The 21921-nt window shown below is 58.3% G+C and carries 21 protein-coding genes and 1 pseudogene; 15 read left to right on the forward strand and 7 right to left on the reverse strand.

Annotated elements, in window-relative coordinates; all coding sequences use genetic code 11:
• The 4 genes and pseudogenes from FGA82_RS31690 to FGA82_RS31705 form a co-directional block, all read left to right on the forward strand.
• Positions 1 to 3346: RHS repeat domain-containing protein (locus FGA82_RS31690; RefSeq protein ID WP_249384314.1), on the forward strand; the 3346-nt coding region annotated here is incomplete at its 5' end.
• The gene (locus tag FGA82_RS31695; RefSeq protein WP_095121164.1) at positions 3343 to 3660 is read left to right on the forward strand and encodes a hypothetical protein; all 318 of its coding nucleotides are present in this window, start codon (positions 3343 to 3345) and stop codon (positions 3658 to 3660) included. The genes FGA82_RS31690 and FGA82_RS31695, both read left to right, overlap by 4 nt.
• Positions 3661 to 3858: 198 nt before the next feature.
• Positions 3859 to 4121: pseudogene (locus FGA82_RS31700) on the forward strand (PAAR domain-containing protein).
• 80 nt (positions 4122 to 4201) lie between these two features.
• A complete protein-coding gene (locus FGA82_RS31705) occupies positions 4202 to 4597 on the forward strand; it encodes a hypothetical protein (RefSeq protein WP_141130117.1) in 396 nt (131 codons plus the stop codon).
• 138 nt (positions 4598 to 4735) lie between these two features.
• Here the strand turns inward: FGA82_RS31705 and FGA82_RS31715 are convergent, their stop codons facing one another.
• The gene (locus tag FGA82_RS31715) at positions 4736 to 5884 is read right to left on the reverse strand and encodes an aldose epimerase family protein (protein ID WP_141130119.1); all 1149 of its coding nucleotides are present in this window, start codon (positions 5882 to 5884) and stop codon (positions 4736 to 4738) included.
• Positions 5885 to 6161: 277 nt separating this feature from the next.
• Between FGA82_RS31715 and FGA82_RS31720 the strand changes: the two genes are divergently transcribed.
• From FGA82_RS31720 to FGA82_RS31735, 4 genes are all read left to right on the forward strand, one after another.
• On the forward strand, positions 6162 to 6911 hold the full coding sequence (locus tag FGA82_RS31720; protein ID WP_141130120.1) for a hypothetical protein: 750 nt from the start codon (positions 6162 to 6164) through the stop codon (positions 6909 to 6911).
• A gap of 216 nt (positions 6912 to 7127) precedes the next feature.
• Positions 7128 to 8342 (forward strand): MFS transporter, encoded by a 1215-nt coding sequence (locus tag FGA82_RS31725; RefSeq protein WP_141130121.1) that lies wholly within the window; start codon positions 7128 to 7130, stop codon positions 8340 to 8342.
• Between the two features lie 217 nt (positions 8343 to 8559).
• Positions 8560 to 9345 (forward strand): sulfite exporter TauE/SafE family protein, encoded by a 786-nt coding sequence (locus FGA82_RS31730; RefSeq protein WP_007918673.1) that lies wholly within the window; start codon positions 8560 to 8562, stop codon positions 9343 to 9345.
• A 7-nt stretch (positions 9346 to 9352) separates the two neighbouring features.
• Entirely contained in the window at positions 9353 to 9679 is a 327-nt protein-coding gene (locus FGA82_RS31735; RefSeq protein WP_141130122.1) for a hypothetical protein, read from the forward strand.
• A 36-nt stretch (positions 9680 to 9715) separates the two neighbouring features.
• On the opposite strand, the gene FGA82_RS31740 is transcribed toward FGA82_RS31735, so the two are convergent.
• Complete coding sequence (locus FGA82_RS31740) at positions 9716 to 10180, reverse strand: GNAT family N-acetyltransferase (RefSeq protein WP_141130123.1); 465 nt, start codon at positions 10178 to 10180, stop codon at positions 9716 to 9718.
• 208 nt (positions 10181 to 10388) lie between these two features.
• Between FGA82_RS31740 and FGA82_RS31745 the strand changes: the two genes are divergently transcribed.
• Positions 10389 to 10952 (forward strand): DUF4174 domain-containing protein, encoded by a 564-nt coding sequence (locus tag FGA82_RS31745; protein ID WP_141130124.1) that lies wholly within the window; start codon positions 10389 to 10391, stop codon positions 10950 to 10952.
• A 176-nt stretch (positions 10953 to 11128) separates the two neighbouring features.
• On the opposite strand, the gene FGA82_RS31750 is transcribed toward FGA82_RS31745, so the two are convergent.
• Positions 11129 to 12262, reverse strand: a complete 1134-nt coding sequence (locus tag FGA82_RS31750) for an AAA family ATPase (RefSeq protein ID WP_141130125.1) — start codon at positions 12260 to 12262, stop codon at positions 11129 to 11131.
• Between the two features lie 513 nt (positions 12263 to 12775).
• Between FGA82_RS31750 and FGA82_RS31755 the strand changes: the two genes are divergently transcribed.
• Both FGA82_RS31755 and FGA82_RS31760 read left to right on the forward strand, forming a co-directional pair.
• Complete coding sequence (locus FGA82_RS31755) at positions 12776 to 13066, forward strand: DUF6124 family protein (protein WP_432767195.1); 291 nt, start codon at positions 12776 to 12778, stop codon at positions 13064 to 13066.
• 16 nt (positions 13067 to 13082) lie between these two features.
• A complete protein-coding gene (locus FGA82_RS31760; protein WP_141130127.1) occupies positions 13083 to 13349 on the forward strand; it encodes a hypothetical protein in 267 nt (88 codons plus the stop codon).
• Positions 13350 to 13441: 92 nt separating this feature from the next.
• On the opposite strand, the gene ampC is transcribed toward FGA82_RS31760, so the two are convergent.
• A complete protein-coding gene (gene ampC / locus FGA82_RS31765) occupies positions 13442 to 14608 on the reverse strand; it encodes a class C beta-lactamase (protein ID WP_141130128.1) in 1167 nt (388 codons plus the stop codon).
• Positions 14609 to 14768: 160 nt separating this feature from the next.
• On the opposite strand from ampC, the gene FGA82_RS31770 reads away from it, so the two are divergent.
• A complete protein-coding gene (locus FGA82_RS31770; protein WP_141130129.1) occupies positions 14769 to 15641 on the forward strand; it encodes a LysR family transcriptional regulator in 873 nt (290 codons plus the stop codon).
• Positions 15642 to 15769: 128 nt separating this feature from the next.
• Here the strand turns inward: FGA82_RS31770 and gudD are convergent, their stop codons facing one another.
• Entirely contained in the window at positions 15770 to 17113 is a 1344-nt protein-coding gene (gene gudD, locus FGA82_RS31780) for a glucarate dehydratase (protein ID WP_141130130.1), read from the reverse strand.
• A 24-nt stretch (positions 17114 to 17137) separates the two neighbouring features.
• Positions 17138 to 18484 carry an MFS transporter gene (locus tag FGA82_RS31785; RefSeq protein WP_141130131.1) on the reverse strand — a complete coding sequence of 449 codons (1347 nt, stop codon included), beginning with the start codon at positions 18482 to 18484 and terminating at the stop codon, positions 17138 to 17140.
• 345 nt (positions 18485 to 18829) lie between these two features.
• Between FGA82_RS31785 and FGA82_RS31790 the strand changes: the two genes are divergently transcribed.
• A complete protein-coding gene (locus tag FGA82_RS31790; RefSeq protein ID WP_141130132.1) occupies positions 18830 to 19543 on the forward strand; it encodes a FadR/GntR family transcriptional regulator in 714 nt (237 codons plus the stop codon).
• Positions 19544 to 19635: 92 nt separating this feature from the next.
• Positions 19636 to 19866: a hypothetical protein gene (locus FGA82_RS31795; RefSeq protein WP_123376943.1), complete on the forward strand. Its 231-nt coding sequence runs from the start codon at positions 19636 to 19638 to the stop codon at positions 19864 to 19866.
• A gap of 138 nt (positions 19867 to 20004) precedes the next feature.
• Here FGA82_RS31795 and FGA82_RS31800 read toward each other — a convergent pair whose 3' ends face one another.
• Positions 20005 to 20901, reverse strand: coding sequence for a DMT family transporter (locus FGA82_RS31800; protein ID WP_171057403.1), 897 nt, complete (start codon positions 20899 to 20901; stop codon positions 20005 to 20007).
• Positions 20902 to 21002: 101 nt separating this feature from the next.
• Here FGA82_RS31800 and FGA82_RS31805 point away from each other — a divergent pair, with 101 nt between their 5' ends.
• Positions 21003 to 21869, forward strand: a complete 867-nt coding sequence (locus FGA82_RS31805; RefSeq protein ID WP_141130134.1) for a LysR family transcriptional regulator — start codon at positions 21003 to 21005, stop codon at positions 21867 to 21869.
• Positions 21870 to 21921: the final 52 nt, after the last annotated feature.

Raw genomic sequence — 21921 nt, forward strand, 5'->3', positions numbered from 1 at the left:
CGACGCCATCGAAAACATCACTCTGGTCCGCAACAGCGAAGATCAGTTGTTGCTGTGCCGTGGTTTCGAGCGCAAGGAAACCTACGTCCGCCGTGGCCAGCGTTTTGTGCTGAGCAATATCTCGCTGCGCAACGGCGCCGGAGTGATGCTGCATTACGAGCATCGTCACGGCGAACACTCGCTGCTCTCCGACCTGATCACCTATCAGGAAAACGACTTCACCAAAGTCCATTTGCACCTCGGCACAATGATCGACGAGCACGGCCGGTTGATCGGCCTCTGGCAGATCGTCGACGGCGAGCCGCTGCGCCAGCTCTGCGCCTATCAGTACGACGCCTATGGCGACCTGATTCAGGCGCAAGACGAGAACGGCGCCGTCTGGTCGTATCAGTTCGAGCATCACCTGATTACCCGCTACACCGACCGCACCGGGCGAGGCATGAACCTACAGTGGGACGGTTCAAGCGCCAAGGCCAAAGCCATCCGCGAATGGGCCGACGACGGTAGCTTCGACACGCGCCTGGAGTGGGACGAAAACATCCGTCTGACCTACGTCACCGATGCGCTCGGCAACGAGACCTGGCACTACTACGACATCCTTGGCTACACCTATCGCATCCGCTACGCCGACGAGCGTTCGGAATGGTTCTTCCGCGACGAGGCGAAGAACATCGTGCGCCGTGTGAATGCCGATGGCAGCACCGATCGCTACAGCTACGATGAACGCAGCAACCTGCTCGAACACATCCGCGCCGATCACACGGTGATGCACTACGCCTACGATGATCAGGACCTGCTGATCAAGATCAGCGACGCCGAGGGCGGTCAGTGGCAGCGCGCCTATGACGACCAAGGCAATCTGGTCGAAGCGCTGGATCCGCTGGGCAACAAAACCGAATACGCCTACAACAAATCCGGCCAGCCCACCGCGATCAAGGACGCCAACGGCAACGAAAAGACGTTGGACTACAACGACGCCGGGCAACTGGTCGAGTACGTCGATTGCTCGGGCAAGACCAGCACGTGGGAATACAACGAACTGGGGCAGATGATCTGCTTCACCGACGCTGTCGGAAACACCACCGAATACGAATACAAGGCCGGCCAACCGGTGCTGATCAAGCATCCGGACAAGACCGAAGAGCGCTTTGAGCGCGACGCCGAAGGTCGGCTGCTGGCGCACGTCGACGCTCTCGATCGTTGCACCACGTGGAGCTACAGCGCTGCCGGTTTGATCGCTGAACGTGTCGATGCCGCCGAGCAAACCCTGCGCTATCGCTGGGACCGTCTCGGACGGCTAACGGCACTGGAAAACGAAAACGAACAACGTGCGCACTTCCACTACGACCCGGTCGGACGCCTGCTCGAAGAACGCGGTTTCGATGGACGCAGCACGCGTTATCAGTACGACCCGCTCACCGGACGCCTCGCGCAATCGATCAATGGCCAACGCGTCATCTCGTTGAGCTTCGACCCGATGGGCCGTTTGACTGAACGTCGCGCCACCTTGGGCGATCAGTCGCAAAGCGAGACCTTCGCCTACGATGGCAACGGCAACCTGGTGCTGGCCGACAACGCCGACAGCCGCCTGCAATGGTTCCATGACCCGGCCGGCAATCTGCTGCGCGAGCACCAGCATTATCTCGGCCTGGAAAAGCCCACCGTCGCGATCTGGCAGCACGAGTACGACGTGCTCAACCAACGAGTCGCCAGCGTGCGCCCCGACGGCCACCGCGTCAGCTGGCTGACTTACGGCAGCGGTCACCTGCTCGGCTTGCGCCTCGATGAACACGAACTGATCGGCTACGAACGCGACGACCTGCACCGCGAAGTCGCCCGCCATCAAGGCAACCACCTGCTGCAAACCCAGAGCTGGGACCCGGCGGGTCGTTTGCAGGAACAGTTGCTGGGACGCAGCGACGACAAATCCACACTGCTCAAACGCGAATACAGCTACGACGCCGCCGGCCAACTGACCGACATCAACGACAGCCGTCGCGGGCCGCTCGCCTATCGCTACGATCCGGTCGGTCGTCTGCTCACCGCCGCCACGCGTCAAGGCGTGGAAACCTTCGCCTTCGACCCGGCTGGCAACCTGCTCGACGACAAGGCGACAGAGATTCGCCGCCCGCTGGACCTGACCCCACCGCGCAGCAAACTGGTCGACAACCTGCTGCGCGAATACGCCGGCACGCATTACGACTACGACGAACGCGGCAACCAGATCCAGCGCTGGCACAACGGCCAACGCAGTGATCTACGTTGGGATCTGTTTGATCGATTGGTGCATTTCGAAGACACGCGCCTGAGCGTGGATTTTGCCTACGACGCACTGGGACGCCGCCTGCACAAAAACTCCCGCGCCCACTACAAACAGCGTCCTGAAGCAGGCTCTCTCTGGAACAGAAACGAACACGCCCGCAAACAGCGCGAACTGGGCTGCGGCTTCACCTTGTACGGCTGGGATGGCGACAACCTCGCCTGGGAAAGCAGTCCGGCACAGAGCGATGGCGAAGCGGGTCGCACGGTGCACTACGTCTTTGAACCGGGCACTTTTGTCCCTGTGGCACAGGCTGTGCGGCACGCGCCGATCGATCTGATTGGGCTGCCGGACTACAGTGGTGAATACAGCCTCGATGAAGACCCGATGTGGAATCACAAGGCAACGGCGTTACCGTTTGATGCGTTGGCCTGGTACCAGTGTGATCACCTCGGCACGCCGCAGGAATTGACGGATTCCCAAGGCAACATGGCGTGGACCGCGCAGTACAAGGCGTGGGGACAGGTGACGGAGCAGCGTTCGGAGTGGGCGCGGCAACATGGCGTGAAGAACCCGATACGGTTCCAGGGGCAGTATCACGATCATGAGACGGGGCTGCATTACAATCGCTACCGATACTACGATTCTGAGGTAGGGCGTTTCATTTCACAGGACCCGATTGGGCTGGCTGGTGGACTGAACCTTTATCATTACGTACCTAACCCGCTGGAGTGGATTGATCCACTTGGCCTTTCCGCCTCTTCTGATCTACCTCGGATGAAAGGTACGAGTATTCCTCGCGCCGGTAGAACGTTGAACAGCGCCGGATTTTCGAAAACCAAAGACAATGGGGTTAACGAAACCTGGAAGCATGCAGACGGTTCAGAGGTCAGGGTTCACAAGTACGGAAACTTGAATGCCTGCCCTCACAAATCTGGCAACAATGCACACATCCATAAACAGGATCCGTCCAATCATCAACTGGATGATGAGGGTAAAGTTTCCACCGATCCTAATAAAACTCACATTGGCATTCGTAATCCTGCCGATTTACCAGCTGTCCGAGGGAGACCACACGGATCATGAGTTATGAATACAAATTGGTGTTTGACGACAACTCTACAGCTCAGCATGTCATCGACATTGTTAAAGCTAGTAGTGCTTGTGTTCGCTCGGGCGACGGTGATCTTTATTTGAAGGATCACTCGTTGAATAGCAGTGGGGCTTACGATACTCGTCTCATTTATGGGGATGATGAATCCCTGTGGCTCCAAGTGAATTTCCAATCAGCAGAACTGTACGCCCTACTTAAAACAGCACTCAATGGAAGAAATTTCAGGTGTCTTGAAGATGGGGACGAGGATGAAGAGGTTGGCTTAAATGAGGTCTTCCGCGTGTAGGTTGACTCTCGGTCAAATTGCAGCCGAATAGCCACTTTTTAATCTCTAAAAATTTATGAAATATATCAGGGGCAGGCCACGTTTTTGAAGGTTGATTAAACGCAACCTGCCTCTGATAAAACTCTCTGCCATTGGTGGCCGAAAGCCGCGAAATTGATCGAGGCTGCAGTCAACCCTCGTAGTCGAAGGAATGACAACATGAAAGACGCCATTCGCTTGGGCGACTCCACCACTCACGGTGGCAAAGTCCTCGAAGCCTTTTCCCAGACCGACCTAAACGGCAAGCCCTTCGCCGGGGTTGGCCACAAAGTCAGCTGTCCTCTGTGCAAAGGCATTTTTCCGATTGCCGAAGGCAGCAGCACTTACACCGTCGATGGCACGCCCATCGCGCTGGCGGCATGAAAACCGCTTGCGGGGCCGCGCTGATTGCCAGTGGCCCGAAAGGAGCGGTGGTCAGTTGAATCCGCGGGGGTGAGCTCTTCGTTCGCCCTCATGAATACTGCAAGTAAACAACCTGGCTTCATCCATTAAAGGAATAAACATGAAGAAAACCGCTTTGATCCTCGCACTGACCGCCACTCTCGGCACCGTCAATGTTGCTCACGCAGAAGGACCGGACGCCGCTACGTTGAAAGGGATGTACGACACTGGGCGCAACATGTCCGGGTTGATTAACCATTGCGTCGACAAAGGTTTCCTGAAAGCTGAAAGCACAGTGAACGCCAATAAAATGGTGGCGTTTGTTGCTGGTATCCCAGGGCAGATGGACAAGAGCGACGGCGATAAGAACGAGGCCCATGGTCGCAAGGGTGAGGTATTGGACGATGGTCAATACAAAACCCTGGAGGCCAATCTGCCTCCGAGTCTTACGCTCAAGCAGTGGTGCGAGCAGGCGGATCAAGGCATGCGCCAGGGATTGGAGCGTGTGGGTCTGTAATCTCCTTGGTGATTTGATCGTTCCCAAGCGCAGCAAAGGAATGCCTCAAGGGACGCTCCGCGTTCCAGTTCGCGAAGGGACGCGGAGCGTCCCGGGCTGCATGCCCACTCGGAGCGTGGGAACGATCAACGTTGGAGGTTATTTCGCGGAGAACTTCAGCACCACGCTGTGGCTGTAAGTCTGCCCCGGATCAAGCCGAGTGCTCGGGAAGTCCGGCTGATTCGGCGAATCCGGATAATGCTGAGTCTCCAGGGTAAACGCGCCCCAGTGCGGATACACCTTGCCACCCTTGCCCTTGACCGTACCGTCGAGGAAGTTGCTGGTATAGAACTGCACGCCCGGTTCCGTGGTGAACAACTGCAGCACGCGACCGGATTGCGGATCGCTCACCTCAGTCGCAACTTTGCCGATATCACCCTTGGTATCCAGCGCCCAGTTGAAATCAAACCCACCCTGTTTCGGCTCGGCAAATTTCAACTGTGGATGATCAGCCTCGATGTGCGTGCCGATCGCGGTCGGTTTGGTGAAGTCCATCGGCGTGCCGGCCACGGGCGCCAGTTCGCCGGTCGGGATGAGTTTGGCGGTGACCGGGGTGTAATGGCTGGCGTGCAGGGTGGCGACCTGTTTGAGAATGTCGCCATTGCCGGCGCCGGCGAGGTTGAAGTAGCTGTGGTTGGTCAGGTTGAGCACGGTCGGTTTGTCGGTGCTGGCCTTGTAGTCGATGCGCAGTTCGTTGTTGTCGGTGAGGCGATAGGTCACTTCGGTGGTGAGGTTGCCGGGAAAGCCCATTTCGCCGTCCGCCGACAGATAGGTCAGGGTCACGCCGACAGAGTCCTTGTCCTTGGTTTCCTGTGCCTTCCAGACTTTTTTGTCGAAGCCTAGAGTGCCGCCGTGCAGTGCGTTGGTTTTGTCGTTCTGCGGCACTTGATAGCGCTTGCCGTCGAGTTCGAACGCACCTTCGGCGAGGCGATTGCCAAAACGGCCGATGGTCGCGCCGAAGTAGGCGGTGCCTTTCTGGTAGCCCTGCACATCATCGAAGCCGAGCACGACGTCGTCGAACTTGCCGTGCTTGTCGGCGACTTTCAGCGATTGCAGGGTCGCGCCGTAGGTGATGACGGTGGCTTGCATGCCGTGGCTATTGCGCAGGATGTATTGCTCGACGGGCGTGCCGTCATTGGTTTTACCGAAGGCTTTGTGTTCGGCGCTGAGGCCGGCCGCGTTGGCGGAGAGGGTGGCGATCATCAGGGACAGTCCGAGGCCGGAGAGCAGGTGACGGGATTGAAGCATGGTTGACGTTCCTTTTTGTTGTTGTTTTCAGCGTGACGTTCCATCGGCAAAATAAATCACCGATCAATCAAGTAGTCAGACTAAATGATCTTCAAGAGAAAATTTATAGCTGATGAATCGTTTATTTCAACAATAAAGCCAGACTAAATTGCTTGGGACGAAGGCCCGAAGGTCGGTCGATTGCTTGCACCACTGCACTTTTTCGCAATCGGCGGCTCTATCCATGGCCAGGATGCGGTGACTCCCGCCGCACAGGAATGTGCCTGTTCGAGATTTCATGCCGAGAGTTTTTGCCCTGATCGCTGCTTTTTTCCGCCGCCCGTGCCTGTTGCTGGCGTGTTTGTCGTCGCTGCTGTTCAGTGGTTGCAGCCACCAGGACGACAACGGCTTCTTCAACCAGATGCGTGAAGGGAAGCCACAGGAGTTCCTGCAGACCAGCGTCGACCGCATGGCCACGCTGGCAATGCGCGACAACCTCAGCAGTCTTTACCGCTTGCAAGCCAAGCTGTACCTGCGCAACCCGGATGAGCTGCGCAAGTCAGGGTTTCTCAACATCCATGCTGCGGTGAAACAGGTGCGGATGGCCGTCGAGCAGCAACAGCCGCTGCCGGTGCTGGGTGGCCGAAAGGACCTGGCGGCGCTCAGCTATGCGATGAGTCCGGAGTTTCTCGGTGACCGCGTCGGCGCGTTCATCTATGCGATCGGCAGCATGCTGGTCACCGCCCATGGCAATCGCACCGAGTTTTATATGACGGACGCGATCAACCCGACGTTCGTTCACAACGCCGCACGCAATATCGAAAAAGCTACGTGGATTTTGTCCCAGCGACAGAACAAGGAAGGCCAGCCGCTGCTGTTTTCCAACGAGATCTCGGAGGAGGGCAGCAACCTGAGCTTCGCCACCGAGTTCGGCAAAATCGTTGCGCGACTGGACCTGATCACGCAGATGCTTGATGAGCGTTACCGGCGGATCGGCCTCAACTACGCGCAGAGTTTACTGTTCCTGAATTTCTTGCCGGTGCAATAACCACCGCGATGGTCTGCAAACACCTTTCCCCTGTAGGAGCTGCCGAAGGCTGCGATCTTTTGACCTTATAAACAGCGAGATCAAAAGATCGCAGCCTTCGGCAGCTCCTACAAAGATTTGGTGTTGTGTCAGTCCTTACGGTGTGGGTGGCGTGGCACGGGGATAAGTTGTATACAATCATCCGCCATAGTTGAGTCAAAAGGAGCCGCACCCGTCATGACCGACCCCGCCAGCGCCGATTTCAGCCGCGTCGACCGCACCGCCCGTGCGGACAAACTGCCTTATGCCGCGTTGCTGGCGTTTGCCATGACCGGTTTCATCGCCATCCTCACCGAAACCCTGCCGGCCGGGCTGCTGCCGCAAATCGGCGCCGGGCTCAACGTCAGTGAAGTGCTCGCCGGGCAACTGGTTACCCTGTATGCGCTCGGTTCGATTGTCGCGGCGATTCCGCTGACCGTCGCCACGCGTGGCTGGCCTCGGCGGCGGGTGCTGTTGATGACGGTCGGCGGGTTTCTGATATTCAACACTGTCACCACATTCTCCAGCCATTACGGCCTGACTCTGGCCTCGCGTTTCCTCGCCGGGATGGCGGCGGGGCTGTCGTGGGGGATCATGGCCGGTTATGCGCGCGGCATCGTGCCAGTGCATCAACAGGGGCGGGCGCTGGCGATTGCCATGCTTGGCACCCCGGTGGCGTTGTCGTTGGGCACACCGGCGGGTACGTGGCTGGGCAATCTGATCGGCTGGCGTGCGTCGTTCGGCATCATGTCGGCGCTGGCCCTGGTGTTGGCGGCGTGGATTGTCATTGCGGTGCCGGATCGTCCGGGGCAAGCCAGTGCCGAGCGTCTGCCGCTGCTTGAGTCGATGCGTCTACCGGGCGTGCGACCGGTGTTGTTCGTGGTGCTGACGTGGATGCTCGGACACAACATTCTCTACACCTACATTGCACCGTTTCTGATGCAGGCCGGGCTGGCTGACCGGGTCGATCTGGTGCTGCTGGTGTTTGGCCTGTGTTCGCTGGTGGGGATCTGGATCATCGGCATGCTGGTGGATCGCTGGTTGCGCTGGCTGACGTTGATCAGCCTTGCGGTGTTTGCGCTGACGGCATTGGTGTTGGCGCTGGTTGCGCCGTCACCGCTGATCATTTATGCCTGCATGGCGGTGTGGGGATTGTCGTTTGGCGGTTCGGCCACTTTGCTGCTGACCTCGGCGGCGGATTCGGCTGGTGATCACGTCGATGTGGTGCAGGCGATGCTCACCACTTCGTGGAACGTGGCGATTGCCGGGGGCGGCTTGTTCGGTGGCTTGTTGCTGGATCGGGCCGGGGCGATGTCGTTTCCGTGGGCGTTGCTGATTCTGTCGCTTATTGCGCTGACCACGGTATGGGTCAACAAAAACCACAGCTTCAAACCTGGCCGAAGGGTGCACTGATCTAAGGCTCACCAAAAATCCCTTGTAGGAGCGATAGCGGTATATCAGTGACGAACTCAGTGACTGAAACACCGCTATCGCGAGCAGGCTCACTCCTACAGTAAAGCGATGGTGAGTTCGATATGGCATAACGATAGACCGCATCGATATATGTGGTTATAAGAAAAATCGCTATGCTGCGGGCCAGATTTTTCCTGTCGTTTTTCTGGACGTGTTAATGGAATTGGCGAATTTCGGCCTGGTGATTGCCGGGCTGGTGGTGGGTTTTATTGTCGGCATGACCGGTGTCGGCGGTGGTTCGTTGATGACGCCGATTCTGTTGTGGTTCGGCATCAACCCGGCAACGGCGGTGGGCACTGACCTGTTGTACGCCGCCATTACCAAATCCAGTGGCGTCCTCGTTCACCGCAAGAACAAAAACATCGACTGGGCCATCACCGGTTGGCTGACCCTCGGCAGCGTGCCGGCGGTGGCCATGACCTTGTGGTTTCTCAGCACTTTGCACACCGCGCCGGACGCGATGAACGCCATCATCAAACAGGCGCTGGGCTTCGTCCTGTTCGCCACGGCGCTGGCGATCTTCTTCAAGAAACGCTTGCTCGAGTTCGCCCACAAACGCGCCGGCGGCAACTACAACCCGAGCGGTTCGCGCCTGAACGTGATGACCGTGATCACCGGTCTGATCCTCGGCACCATGGTTGCCCTGACCTCGATCGGTGCGGGCGCCCTCGGCACTGTTGCGCTGTTCATCCTCTATCCGCTGCTGCCGACCCGCCGTCTGGTCGGCACCGAAATCGCTCACGCCGTACCACTGACGCTGGTTGCAGGCCTGGGCCACGCGAGCATGGGCAATATGGATTGGGGCGTGCTGGGCTTCTTACTGGTCGGCTCGCTGCCAGGCATCTGGCTCGGCAGCCACCTGACCGGACGCATTTCCGATGAAGTGCTCCGCCCGTGCCTGGCGACGATGCTGGTACTGATCGGCTACAAACTGGCGTTCTGATCCAGCCATGACTGAAACCACTGTCCATTGCGATGGCCGCCTCGCCATCACCGTCGAACCGCGTGAGATGCGCATGAGCCATTGGCTGTATGCGCCGCGGGTAGTCGATCTGCAGCAGCAAACAGTGCTGCTGGATCTAAGTGAAAGTCTGTGGGATTTGCTCGGAACCGCCAACGAGACGGCCAATGGCATCGCGCTGGTGCTGCGCAAATACCCGGGTGATCGGGCTTCGGTGAGGTTGAGCATTGAACTCGACAGCGGTGAACTCAAGCTCGGTGGACAACCCGTTGCCCCTTCGCAATTGCTTTCGGCGCTCGATTCAGCGCTGGAGTGAGGCGGCACAGCCTGTTGCGAGCCGCCTCACCACGGCTTAGCGCTGAATGACGTATTTCATCACCGTCACCGGCAAATCGTCGTAGACCAGTTCTTCAACCGCTTCCCAACCCAGCCGCGCATACAGCGACTGCGATGTGTCGGTGTACAGATACAACTCAGGCACACCGAGCGCCGCCGCTTCTGCAACCACTCGATTGACCAGTTGCGAAGCAATCCCGCGCCCACGTTCCTCGGCCTTCACATAAACCCCGGCCAGCCATGGCGTCAGCTTCGGCCGTAGCTTCAGATCATTTTCGATCAGCAGCGCGCCGCCCAGCAAACGTGAACCTTCAAGCGCCACCACTACGCTGGGCACTGCACCTTTGCCACAAGATTCACGCATGTGTTCGATGCGGTGTTCGACGGTTTGCCCGGGACGAAACTCGCCCCACTCCTCGAAGTTGAGCGTGGCCAGTTCTTCGATCAATTCGGGGTGATCGCACAGGTAATCGATGTGCATACGGGTGAACTCCATTCCATTGGCGGAACCGTCACCCTAATGCGGTCATAAAAGGTAATCAAATCCGCGTTGCGATCACCTCGGATATGTTGCGCAATGTCGCGCCTGTCCTAAGCTTCTGACTAGGCGGAAGATATTTGCCGGGTTGTCCCGGAACAATCGCCACGATGCGCAATCATTAGAGCGTGGATATCAAAAGGAGATGCGCATGCTCATCAGGTCATTGACCCTGACACTCTTGCTGGCGATTGCCGGCCCCTTGTTCGCCGCTGACAACGATTCGCCCATCGCCGGGGATATGGGCCGCGCCCGACCGCTGATCGTGATCGCACAAAGCACCGTCGACCCCGTGTGGGTGGCCCTGAAAAAGTCGCTGGAGGATCCCGCCAACAAAAAGGGTGTCACCGATCGCAACATCAAGGTCTACACCATCCTCAATATGTCCGGGCAACTCGACGGCAAGGACATGGGCCAGCAAGACACCATGGCGCTGTTGCGCTCGCTGAAGCTCGGTGCCGGGGCGTATCCGAAAGTGTTCCTGGTGGGCAAGGACGGCGAGACCAAACTCTCGGCTTCGGGGGATGAAGCGAAGGCGGTGGACTTGAAGAAGATCTTCGACACCATCGATGCCATGCCGATGGCCGAGAAGGAAGCGGCCGCTGCGGCTCAAGCGCCGGTTGCTGCTACGCCGGAACCGGCAAAAGGCGCGAAGAACGCCAAACCCGCCAAGCCTGCGAAACCGGCCAAGCCGCCGGAAATGCCGGATGACTGATCGCACACTCACTGAATAAAACGCGTCCCCTGTAGGAGTGAGCCTGCTCGCGATAGCGGTGTATCAGTCACCATCAGCGTTGACTGATACACCGCTATCGCGAGCAGGCTCACTCCTACAATGTTTATTCCATTACCTGCATATTTGCTGGCACTGATGCCTTCGCAGCAAGTTGTCTACCCACGGCTATCGCCCTCATCAAGCAGGTAAACCAGCACACCTTTGGCATCACCTATGACCAGTGGAGAATGCGTGGTCAACACGAACTGGCAATTGGGAAAGGTCGTACCTAATTGTGCAATCAGACCGAGCTGCCATTGCGGATCCATGCGCAATTCCACCTCGTCGATCAGAACAATGCCGTCGCCGTGCAGGGGGTTGTCCATCGACGGGTTCATCATTGCCAGACGCCTGGCCATATCACCCACCAACGCAATCAGCGACCTTTCGCCTAGCGAGAGCTGAGTGACATTGAATGTCGCGCCATGTTTGTCGACGGCCATATGCAGATGCGGTTTGCGTTGTACGCGCAGGTTAGTGAAATCCGGCATGAACGCAGTCAGAGCCGAACGAACGGCAGTCAATTGGCGATCGCGAGTGGAGGATTTCACATTGGCCAGGGTTTTCCATACGTCGCTGTCAGCACCGAATTTTTCCGCGATTTCGGCCAGTGCGGAACCGGAAATCCCGTCTTCGTTTTCGCTGTCTTCGCGTTCACGGAACCATCCGAAAAAACTGCCAAAATCGACGCCCCCGTGAAAACTGGTGTCGTAGCCGTCGAGTTGATCGAAGGCTTGTTTGCTGCTGATTTTCAGCGGGACTCCAAGAGCGCAACGTTCGGCCGGGTAATAAGCGATCAGCGGGAGTGAGGCGCTATCGTCGGCGGTGAGTTGAGTGCGGTAGTGGTCTGCAAGCAGTCTGACTTCGTTTAAATATCCACGGTCCGAGACTGCACCTTCCTGGCGACTTCGGGCAGCGCCCCATACGAATAATTCGTTTTCGGAGCTCGCATCACTGTCAGCTGCGCGCGGGTGTGAAACGTCAGTGATGCCAATCGAAAGGACGGCTCCTGAGGCGCCGTTGCGAATGTCTTCATCGACAAGGTATTTGCCATTGCCTTTATTGGAGCGAATTTTTGCAATTAGCCAGCTCAGACAAATATTCAGGGATTTCAGAATGGTGGTTTTTCCGCTGCCGTTGTTTCCCACTAGCACCGTGATGTTCGAGCGGTGTGTCAGGGTAGGGGCAAACTGAATATCCATGTCTCCAAAGTGTCCGACATCCGTAAGTTTCAAACTTTTGATTTCCATCACTGCGCCCTTCGAATGACTGTTTCTTTGCCCGACGCCATCCTCGTCCAAAGATTGACTCGATGCAGTGTAGATACAACAAATTCATTCGCTTACCCAAAGTCGTTGCAGCATGTGCCGGCGGAAACGTCTGACACAAACCCCCTTCAAGTCCCGTGGATTTTTCCTGCAAGTCGCGGCGGCGGTGGTGAACTGGTGGGTTTTGGGGAGGAGGGATAGTCTTCTTTGGCCGCTGCAAAACACAGTGGTCGGACGTGGAAGTCCGGTTGTCGGTTACATCCATCAATGTCTCAAAAGCGCATGTCGACGTTATTTATGTCAACATCGCCGCGTTTTTGGCGGCTGTGCGCAGGGGCACTTTCGAGTGCGCCGGGTTTTGGTGGATTGGCCTGGTCTTCCACACCTGCGTACAGCTGCCACCCTCATGTGGAAGTGAGAAAGGTAGTATTTCCTACAATTCACTAAGGTGCTTCATACATGAAAAAACCAACGCCAAACCCTCCCGAATCCCCCATGGATTCAGGCTCCTTCGACGCCAACAACCCCCGCTTACGCAACCCGCATCACCCCGATCCCATCAGCCACCTCTTCACCATCCTCCCCGATATCGATACCCCCACGCTGCTCTGCCACGCTTGCGAAACCCTCGCTTCACTGAACGTCCTGACCACCGAACTGGCCGCTGAACTGCAAGGTTCAACGCGCAGTCTCGCCTTGTCGATTCAGCAATTGGCCGTGCTCGGCGAGTTGATGGTCAATCGGGCGCTAGACAATCTCGATCCTCCTGCGGCGACGCAACATTGAACAGGGAGGTTCAAACATGACGCGATACATTCCGCTTACCGGGATTGACTGCAAGATTCCCGCTCTGCTGATCGACCGCGAAGCACCGGTGGATGTGCTGCATGGCACGGCGGCTTACCGTTTGCGTTGTGTGACGCAACTGATGGAGACGCTGGCTCTGGGGGATGGCAAGGGACATGACACCTTGCTGCTGCAGGATTTCGCCCGGGTGATGGCGATTCCGTTGCGGGACAGTTGCGACCTGATGGATGTCATCGGCTGGAAGTTGCAGGCGCAGCTTTAAAGACAAAAGATCGCAGCCTGCGGCAGCTCCTACAGGATCGGGTTTTTACTCGGTCAATGTAGGAGCTGCCGCAGGCTGCGATCTTTTGATTTTCAGTCAGCGACAGCGCTGAGAATTGTATGAGCGATTTTCACCCGCTCAGGAATCGGGAAGTTCTTGTTGGCCATGATCACGATGCCAACGTCCTTGCCCGGCACAAACGCTACATACGTGCCAAAGCCACCGGTAGAGCCGGTCTTGTTGATCAGCACGTCATGCGGCTGCGGTTGCGGCGGATTCAGCCACTGCACCTTGTGCGCCTGCATGGCCATTTCCGTCGAGTTGCCGGCCAGCAAGCGTTCGAGACTGATCGGGTAACGGTACATTTCCCAACCGAGGCCTTGGGTCATGTCGCCGACTGTGTAGTAACCGATGTGGGTGTTGGCGATGGTTTGTTGCAGGGACGCTTCAAGCGTTTCAGGCTTCAGGTTGGCCTGAACGTAACGCAGCATGTCCACTGCACTGGTTTTCACGCCATAGGCCTGCGAGTCCAGCGCACCGGGCGTGACGCGGACCGGTTTGTCGTTCTTGTCGTAACCCTGCGCATACAGGTCCATTTGCGCAGCAGGCACGCTGAGATAGGTGTGCGAAAGGCCAAGTTTCGGCAGCAGGGTTTGCGTCATCGCCTGATCAAACGGCTGGCCGAGGCTTTTTGCCGCCAGATAACCAAACAGTCCCAGACTCGGGTTGGAGTACTGACGATGGCTGCCAGCCGGATACACCGGTTTCCACTGCTGGAAATAGCCGAGCATCTTGTCAGACGAATCCGCATCGTCGGGGAATTGCAGTGGCAAGCCGCCGGCGCTGTAGGTGCCCAGTTGCAGCACGCTGATGTTGTCGAAGGCGCTGCCCTTCAATTCTGGCCAGAGCTGGCTGGCCTTGGTCGACAGGTCCAGTTTGCCAGTGGCTTGGGCGTAACCGGCGAGGGTGGCGGTGAAGGTTTTGCTCACCGAGCCGATTTCGAACAGGGTGTTTTCGCTGACTTTTTGCCCGGTGTCTTTGGCAGCGACGCCGTAGTTAAAGTAATGCGCCTTGCCGTTGATGGTCAGCGCTACGGTCAGGCCGGGAATGTTCTGCTGCTGCATCACGGGTGTTACCGCGTCGTTGACCAACGCTTGCAACTGCGCATCGCCGGGTACGGCGGCGAGACAGGAAGTGGCGCCGAAAAACAGGCCGAAAGCGGCGCAGCAAATGACTTTGCTCGATTGAATGGATGACATGAGTGAACCACTCTCCATGAGTGTTGATGATGTTATCCCGCTACACTGCGGGCGATTTCTTCGTTGGGCGACTGATCAGCGCCGCCAATTTAGTCAGCTCGATGCCAATCGACAAACGACGAAAACTCGCACGAGCCATTAGAAAAATTTGGGACTGGGCATGATTCGACCGCAATTGCCGCTCAACGCACTGCGCGCCTTTGAAGCGTCCGCGCGTCATTTGAGCTTCACCCGCGCTGCCGTGGAGTTGTGTGTGACGCAAGCAGCCGTCAGCCATCAGGTGAAAAGCCTTGAGGCGCAACTCAACGTCACCCTGTTCAAACGCCTGCCCCGTGGGCTGATGCTGACCAGTGAAGGCGAAACCTTGCTGCCGGTGCTGAGCACCTCGTTCGATCACATCGCGCAGATTCTCGAACGCCTCGCCGGTGGACAGTACCGCGAAATGTTGACCGTTGGCGCGGTCGGTACGTTTGCCGTGGGTTGGCTGTTGCCGAGGCTGGCGGACTTCCGGGCGAAACATCCGCTCATAGATTTGCGGCTGTCGACCAACAACAATCGCGTGGATGTCGCGGCGGAAGGGCTGGATTACGCGATCCGTTTTGGCGCAGGGGCGTGGCATGGCATCGAGGCGACGCGTTTGCTCGATGCACCGCTGTCGGTGTTGTGCGTCCCGGAAATCGCCCGGCAATTGCATTCGCCGGGGGATTTGCTGCAGCAAACCCTGCTGCGTTCCTATCGCACCGATGAATGGCCGGAGTGGTTTCAGGCTGCCGGGTTGGCAACCCATGCAGCGCCGCCGCAGAGCATTGTTTTCGATTCATCGTTGGCGATGATGGAGGCGGCGTTGCAGGGCAGCGGGGTGGCGTTGGCGCCGCCGCTGATGTTCGCCCGGCAACTGGCGGCGGAGACGATTTGTCAGCCGTTTGCGATTGAGATTACGACGGGGAGTTACTGGTTGACGCGGTTGCAGTCGCGGCCTGAAACGGCGGCGATGACGGCGTTCAAAACCTGGCTGCTGCAAATCTCTGGTTAACGCACAACCCTTGTAGGAGTGAGCCTGCTCGCGATAGCGATGTGTCAGTCAACATTTACATCAACTGACACACCGCTATCGCGAGCAGGCTCACTCCTATAGGGACCGTGGTGGATTGGAGATCAGGTTCAACGCACCAGACACGGCCGCTTGTTATCGAACTTCCACCCCGGAATCAGAAACTGCATCGCCACGCTGTCATCGCGCGCGCCGAGGCCCATGCCTTTATATAGCTCATGAGCCTTGGCCACCTGATCCATATCCAGCTCCACGCCCAGCCCCGGCTTCTTCGGCACTTGCACCAGACCGTCGACAATTTGCAGCGGCGCCTTGGTCAACCGCTGGCCGTCCTGCCAGATCCAGTGGGTGTCGATCGCGGTGATCTCGCCCGGCGCAGCAGCGGCGACATGGGTGAACATCGCCAGCGAGATATCGAAGTGGTTGTTGGAGTGCGAGCCCCAGGTCAGGCCCCATTCATGGCACATCTGCGCCACGCGCACCGAACCTTGCATCGTCCAGAAATGCGGGTCGGCCAGTGGAATGTCGACCGACTGCAACTGGATCGCGTGGCCCATTTCACGCCAGTCAGTGGCGATCATGTTGGTGGCGGTTTTCAGCCCGGTGGCGCGACGGAACTCGGCCATCACTTCGCGACCGGAATAACCGTTTTCCGCACCGCACGGGTCTTCGGCATAGGCGAGCACCTGATGCTGGTCACGGCATAAGCGAATGGCTTCTTTCAGTGACCACGCGCCATTCGGATCGAGGGTAATCCGCGCATCAGGAAAACGTTCGGCCAGCGCCGTCACCGCTTCGATTTCCGCATCGCCGCTGAGCACGCCGCCCTTGAGTTTGAAGTCCTTGAAACCGTATTTCGCATGGGCCGCTTCGGCGAGACGCACCACGGCTTCGGCGGTCATGGCCTTCTCGTGACGCACGCGGAACCAGTCGTTGTCGGCGTCCGGTTCGCTGCGATAGGCGAGGTCGGTTTCGCGCTGATCACCGACGTAGAACAGATAACCGAGCATCTTAACTTCGTCGCGTTGCTGACCTTCGCCGAGTAGTGCCGCCACCGGTACATCAAGATGCTGACCGAGCAGATCGAGCAGCGCAGCTTCGAGGCCGGTCACGGCGTGAATGGTGATGCGCAGGTCAAAGGTCTGCAGACCACGGCCTCCGGCATCGCGGTCGGCGAAGGTCTGGCGCACCTGATTGAGGATCTTCTGATAGGTGCCGATCGGGCTGCCGATCACCAGGCTGCGGGCGTCTTCGAGGGTCTGGCGAATGCGCTCGCCACCGGGCACTTCACCGACCCCGGTGTGGCCGGCGTTGTCCTTGAGAATAACGATGTTGCGGGTGAAAAACGGCCCATGGGCGCCACTCAGATTGAGCAGCATGCCGTCGTGGCCGGCCACCGGGATGACTTGCATGTCGGTGATGATCGGGGCTTTGGCGATGTCGTGTGCGGTCATGTTCTTATCCTTTTAAGGCAAGGTTCAGGCGTGCTTTGGCGCGGCATCGGCCACGGCAATTTCAGCAGCAGGTTTCGGTGCGGTGCGCGCGAAGAAGACGATGATTGCGGCGATGATCGAGGTCGCGGCCAGGCCATAGAGGCCGCCCTGAATCGAGCCAGTGTGTTCTTCGAGCAGGCCGAACGTGGTCGGCGCGACGAAGCCGCCGAGGTTGCCCACCGAGTTGATCAACGCGATTACCGCCGCCGCGATGCGGGCATCCAGATAGGCCTGAGGAATCGGCCAGAACAGCGACGAAGCGGATTTGAAACCCAGCGCAGCAAAGCAGATCGCAACGAAAGCGAAGATCGGCCCGCCGGTGGTGGACATGAACATCCCCGCAGCAGCGATCAACAGTGCGGTGGCGACCCACGCCTGCTGGTGTTTCCACTTGGCCGAGAACGAGGCGAAGGCGTACATGCCGATGATCGACAGCAACCACGGAATCGAGTTGAACAGGCCGACCTGGAAGTCGCTCATCTCGCCCATTTTCTTGATGATGCTCGGCAGCCAGAAGGTTGCCGCGTAGATGGTCAGTTGAATGAAGAAATAGATCAGGCAGAACAGAATGATCTGGCGATCCTTGAGCAATTTGCCCATTGATGGCCGAATCGGCGTCGCGGCTTCGCGGGCCTTCTGTTCAGCGTCGATGGCGTTGACCAGTGCGTCCTGTTCGGCGCGGCTCAGCCATTTCGCGTCGTGGGGTTTGGCGTCGAGCCAGAACCAGACAAACACGCACAGGCACACGGAAAACATCCCTTCAATGAAGTACATCCATTGCCAGCCGTGCATGCCCAGCCCATTGATCTGCAGAAGCAGACCCGACAGCGGGCCGGAGATCAACGAGGCCACGGCCGAGCCGCTGAGGAAGATCGCAATCGCCTTGCCGCGTTCGGCACCGGGCAGCCAGCGGGTGAAGTAATAGATCACCCCGGGAAAGAACCCGGCCTCGGCCACGCCGAGCAAAAAGCGCAGCACATAGAAGTGGGTTTCGTTCTGGATGAACGCCATGCCGGCGGCGACCAGGCCCCAGGTGAACATGATGCGGGTCAGCCAGATGCGTGCGCCGACTTTCTGCAGCAGCATGTTGGAAGGGACTTCGAACAGCGCGTAACCGATGAAGAACAGCCCGGCGCCGAAGCCGTAAGCGGCGGCACCAATACCCAGGTCGTGTTCCATGTGGGTGCGGACGAAACCGATGTTCACCCGGTCAATGTAATTGACGATGAACATGATCACGAAGAGCGGCAGGACGTGGCGTTTCACTTTCGAGATGGCGCAGGCGAGTGTCGAATCGACGCCCTCGTTCATCCCGGAGACGGAGGTTTTCACTTGGTTTTCTCCCACTGATTATTTTTATGCGGGGTAGGGCGGGTGCTGCGTTGTTGATAGACATCATACAACTGGAAATTTTTGTCCTACAAGTGGGGAGGGCCGATTAATTTTATCTGGAAGGCCGGTTTCTTATACTTTTTCGTATTTTTTCCCAGTGTTCATTGGGTGTTTTACTTTTAGGGTTGCGATAAATTTACCCGGCTGCCCGCGAGCAACCGTCAAGGAGTCCTGGTTTATTTCGATTTATTTGAATGTTGTCATACAAGTTGAGACGCTAGAATCAATCCCGTCAGCCCGCCTCGCAATGCTACGATCGGCGAGCCCCGATCACCGGAACCGACCATGCAAGAAGACCTCGACGCCCCCGCACGCAAACGCGCACACAACCTCGCCCATGATCTGGTGGAGAAACTCACCCAGAGCATTCTTCTTGGTCAGCTATCACCCGGCGACAAGCTGCCGTCGGAGAACACCATCGTTCGGGAACACGGCGTCAGCCGCACCGTGGTGCGCGAGGCGATTTCCAAATTGCAGGCTTCGGGACTGGTCGAGACGCGCCACGGCATCGGCACGTTCGTCATCGAGCGTGCAGCGGAGCAGGGCTTGCGTCTGAATGTCGATACCGCGCTCGGCGTGCGCAGCATTCTTGAATTGCGTCTGGGCCTGGAAACCCAAGCAGCGGCGCTGGCGGCGCAACGCCGTACCGAGCAGCAATTGCTGCAAATGCGTCAGGCGCTGGATGACTATCAACGCCTGCTCGACAACAACGACAGTTGCGTCGAGGCTGATCGGCGCTTTCATCTGCTGATCGCCGAAGCCACCGGCAACGTCTGCTTCAGCGAGATCATGCAGCACCTGGGCAGCGCGATGATTCCGCGCAACCGGCTCAACGCCGCCGAACGCGGCGCGGCGGATTTGAGCAAGCTCGGGCAACTTGCCCATCTGGAACATGAGGCGATTCTGAATGCGATCAAGCGTCAGGATGCCGATGCTGCGCGGGCAGCGATGTGGCTGCACCTGACCAACAGTCGCGACCGCTTTTCCGCGCAGGGTTGAACGCCGTTGGTCTGTTCGATAGCACGCCGCCCACAGGTCCGATTCCAAGCTTTACGGCCCGGGTATTCCGGACCTCCTGAGTGAGGTGCGTCATGGCTAACGATTTGCTGTTTCAGGGCGGTGTGCTGCCCACCGACCCAACCCGGCCGATGCCCGGTACCGATGAACCGACCCTGGCCGATCACGACTCACCGATGGGAATGCCCCCGGGGCGTGATCCGCTGAGCGATGCTGATCGGCCCGAAGACTGGAAGGATCCGGCGGCGGATGACGATGTACCGCCGGCGGATGAGCCGACGCCGTTGTCGGATGATCGGCGCTGATCGGTGATTGGCATTTGATTAATGCGTTGTCTGTGCTGGCCCCTTCGCGAGCAAGCTCGCTCCCACATTGGAGCGCATTCTCCCTGTGGGAGCGAGCTTGCTCGCGAAGACGGCATAGGCTTCAAAACAGATTTCAGATCAGATCCCGGCTGTCCGAACCACCCCAACCCGCCGCTCCAGATTCAACGCCAACACACTGATCAACACCACCACCGACCCCACCAGCACCATCAGTGTCGGCCGCTCCCCCAACCCAATCGACGCAATTCCCATCGCCGTCGGTGGTATCAGGTACAACGTCATCGTCGCGCGGCTCAAATCCACATGCTTGAGCACAAAGCCCCACGCCAGATAGGCCAGCGCACTGGGAAACACGCCCAATGCCAACACCGCCCACTGCATCCGCAGCGGCGCATTCAGTATGGCTTGACCCAGCCCGGGCAGATAAATCAGCAGCATCAACGTCCCCGACCACACCGCATAACACGCCAGACTGAAGCCGTCGTAACGCCGTGCATGATGCTTTTGCAGGGCGAAGTAAACGCTCCATGAAACCGCCGCCAGCAAGATCAGCAGTGCATGCGCATCGATAGCGCCCAAGCCCTTATCGCCGCTGACCACGATCACCACGCCGACAAACCCGAGCAACACACAACCCCAGCGCCAGGCGCTGACCTGATCTTTGAACAAGAACCGCGCCAACAATGTGCTGAACAACGGACTCGATTGCGCCAACACGCTGGAAGCGCCAGCACTGACGCTTTGCTGGCCGATGTTCAGCGCGACGTGATGCAGGCTCACGGCGAAGAAACCCAAGGCAAACAACAGCGGCACATCGCGCCAGTGCGGCAGGCGAATGCCTTTAAACACGGCGATGACAGCCATGAACAACGACGCCAGGAGAAACCGCAGCAAGGCCAGGTGTCCGGGGACGTAGGCTTGCAGGCCGATGTGAATTCCGGTCGGCGAATAGGCCCAGCAAGCGACGACAAAAGTCATCGCCAAGAGGATTTTCCACGGGGAAGGGTGCGGCATGATCAGGCGCTCAGTGGTGTTGATGCGCCGAGTATCCGGGCGCGCAATCATTCGCCACAACTGACTTATACTGCGACAAATGTTCACTCAGAGTGATGAGTATGGAGCTGGCACAAATCCGTATGTTCAAGACTGTGGCCGAGGTTGGCAGCATCGCGCGGGCGGCGGAAAAACTGTTCTGCGTGCCGTCGAACATCACCGCGCGGATCAAGGCGCTGGAGGCCGAGTTGGGCGTTGCGCTGTTTCTGCGTGAGGGACGCGGGTTGCGCATTAGTCCGGCGGGACAGACGTTTCTCACCTATGCCGAGAAGATTCTGGCGCTGACCGCTGAAGCGAAACGCGCGGTCGATCCTTCTTCCGAGCCGTCCGGGCCACTGCGTATCGGTGCCATTGAATCCTCGGCGACCGGGCGTTTGCCGCGCCTGCTGGCGAAGTTTCACAAGCGCTATCCACAAGTGGCGCTGGAACTCACGACCGGCACTTGGGCGCAGTTGCTCGACGACACCGTCAGCCATCGCCTCGACGGCGCGATTGTCGCGGTGGATGTCGAACGTTCGCAGCTCAAGCGTACGCCGATGTATCGCGAAGAATTGCTGCTGATTGCATCGACCTCGTTCGGGCCGGTGCGCGGCATTGATGATCTGCAGGACAAAACCGTGTTCATGTGGCCGCAGGGCTGTCCGTATCGGGCGGCGCTGGAGCATTGGCTGTTGCGTCAGGGGTTGTCGCTGCCGATCGTCAGTCTCGCCAGTTATGGGGCGATTGTCGGTTGTGTGAGTGCCGGGGCAGGGGTGGCGCTGGTGCCCAAGGGCGTGTTTGAGCAGTACGCGAAAGGGGCTGGGTGTGTGGGGTATGAGTTTGCTGAGCTGACGGCCGTAGACAATTTGTTTTACTGGCACGAAAACGCCGGCGTGCATCCGGCGCGGGAGGCGTTTGTGGCGATGTTGCGGGAGGAGTTTGTTGCGTAGGAAAAGCTTACCCTCATCGGAACGCCGCCCGTGTAGAGACCGGTACATCCTT

Origin of the sequence: Pseudomonas fluorescens, assembly GCF_005938625.1 — a bacterium.
GTDB classification, from domain to species: Bacteria; Pseudomonadota; Gammaproteobacteria; order Pseudomonadales; family Pseudomonadaceae; genus Aquipseudomonas; species Aquipseudomonas fluorescens_BD.

Coding starts and splice junctions, on each gene's coding strand:
- FGA82_RS31805 (WP_141130134.1), top strand. CDS start 21,003: ATGGAGCTGGCACAAATCCGTATGTTCAAGACTGTGGCCGAGGTTGGC.
- FGA82_RS31725 (WP_141130121.1), top strand. CDS start 7,128: ATGACCGACCCCGCCAGCGCCGATTTCAGCCGCGTCGACCGCACCGCC.
- FGA82_RS31705 (WP_141130117.1), top strand. CDS start 4,202: ATGAAGAAAACCGCTTTGATCCTCGCACTGACCGCCACTCTCGGCACC.
- FGA82_RS31755 (WP_432767195.1), top strand. CDS start 12,776: ATGGATTCAGGCTCCTTCGACGCCAACAACCCCCGCTTACGCAACCCG.
- FGA82_RS31720 (WP_141130120.1), top strand. CDS start 6,162: ATGCCGAGAGTTTTTGCCCTGATCGCTGCTTTTTTCCGCCGCCCGTGC.
- FGA82_RS31740 (WP_141130123.1), bottom strand. CDS start 10,180: ATGCACATCGATTACCTGTGCGATCACCCCGAATTGATCGAAGAACTG.
- FGA82_RS31770 (WP_141130129.1), top strand. CDS start 14,769: ATGATTCGACCGCAATTGCCGCTCAACGCACTGCGCGCCTTTGAAGCG.
- gudD (WP_141130130.1), bottom strand. CDS start 17,113: ATGACCGCACACGACATCGCCAAAGCCCCGATCATCACCGACATGCAA.
- FGA82_RS31745 (WP_141130124.1), top strand. CDS start 10,389: ATGCTCATCAGGTCATTGACCCTGACACTCTTGCTGGCGATTGCCGGC.
- FGA82_RS31790 (WP_141130132.1), top strand. CDS start 18,830: ATGCAAGAAGACCTCGACGCCCCCGCACGCAAACGCGCACACAACCTC.
- ampC (WP_141130128.1), bottom strand. CDS start 14,608: ATGTCATCCATTCAATCGAGCAAAGTCATTTGCTGCGCCGCTTTCGGC.
- FGA82_RS31795 (WP_123376943.1), top strand. CDS start 19,636: ATGGCTAACGATTTGCTGTTTCAGGGCGGTGTGCTGCCCACCGACCCA.
- FGA82_RS31695 (WP_095121164.1), top strand. CDS start 3,343: ATGAGTTATGAATACAAATTGGTGTTTGACGACAACTCTACAGCTCAG.
- FGA82_RS31750 (WP_141130125.1), bottom strand. CDS start 12,262: ATGGAAATCAAAAGTTTGAAACTTACGGATGTCGGACACTTTGGAGAC.
- FGA82_RS31730 (WP_007918673.1), top strand. CDS start 8,560: ATGGAATTGGCGAATTTCGGCCTGGTGATTGCCGGGCTGGTGGTGGGT.
- FGA82_RS31760 (WP_141130127.1), top strand. CDS start 13,083: ATGACGCGATACATTCCGCTTACCGGGATTGACTGCAAGATTCCCGCT.
- FGA82_RS31800 (WP_171057403.1), bottom strand. CDS start 20,901: ATGCCGCACCCTTCCCCGTGGAAAATCCTCTTGGCGATGACTTTTGTC.
- FGA82_RS31715 (WP_141130119.1), bottom strand. CDS start 5,884: ATGCTTCAATCCCGTCACCTGCTCTCCGGCCTCGGACTGTCCCTGATG.
- FGA82_RS31735 (WP_141130122.1), top strand. CDS start 9,353: ATGACTGAAACCACTGTCCATTGCGATGGCCGCCTCGCCATCACCGTC.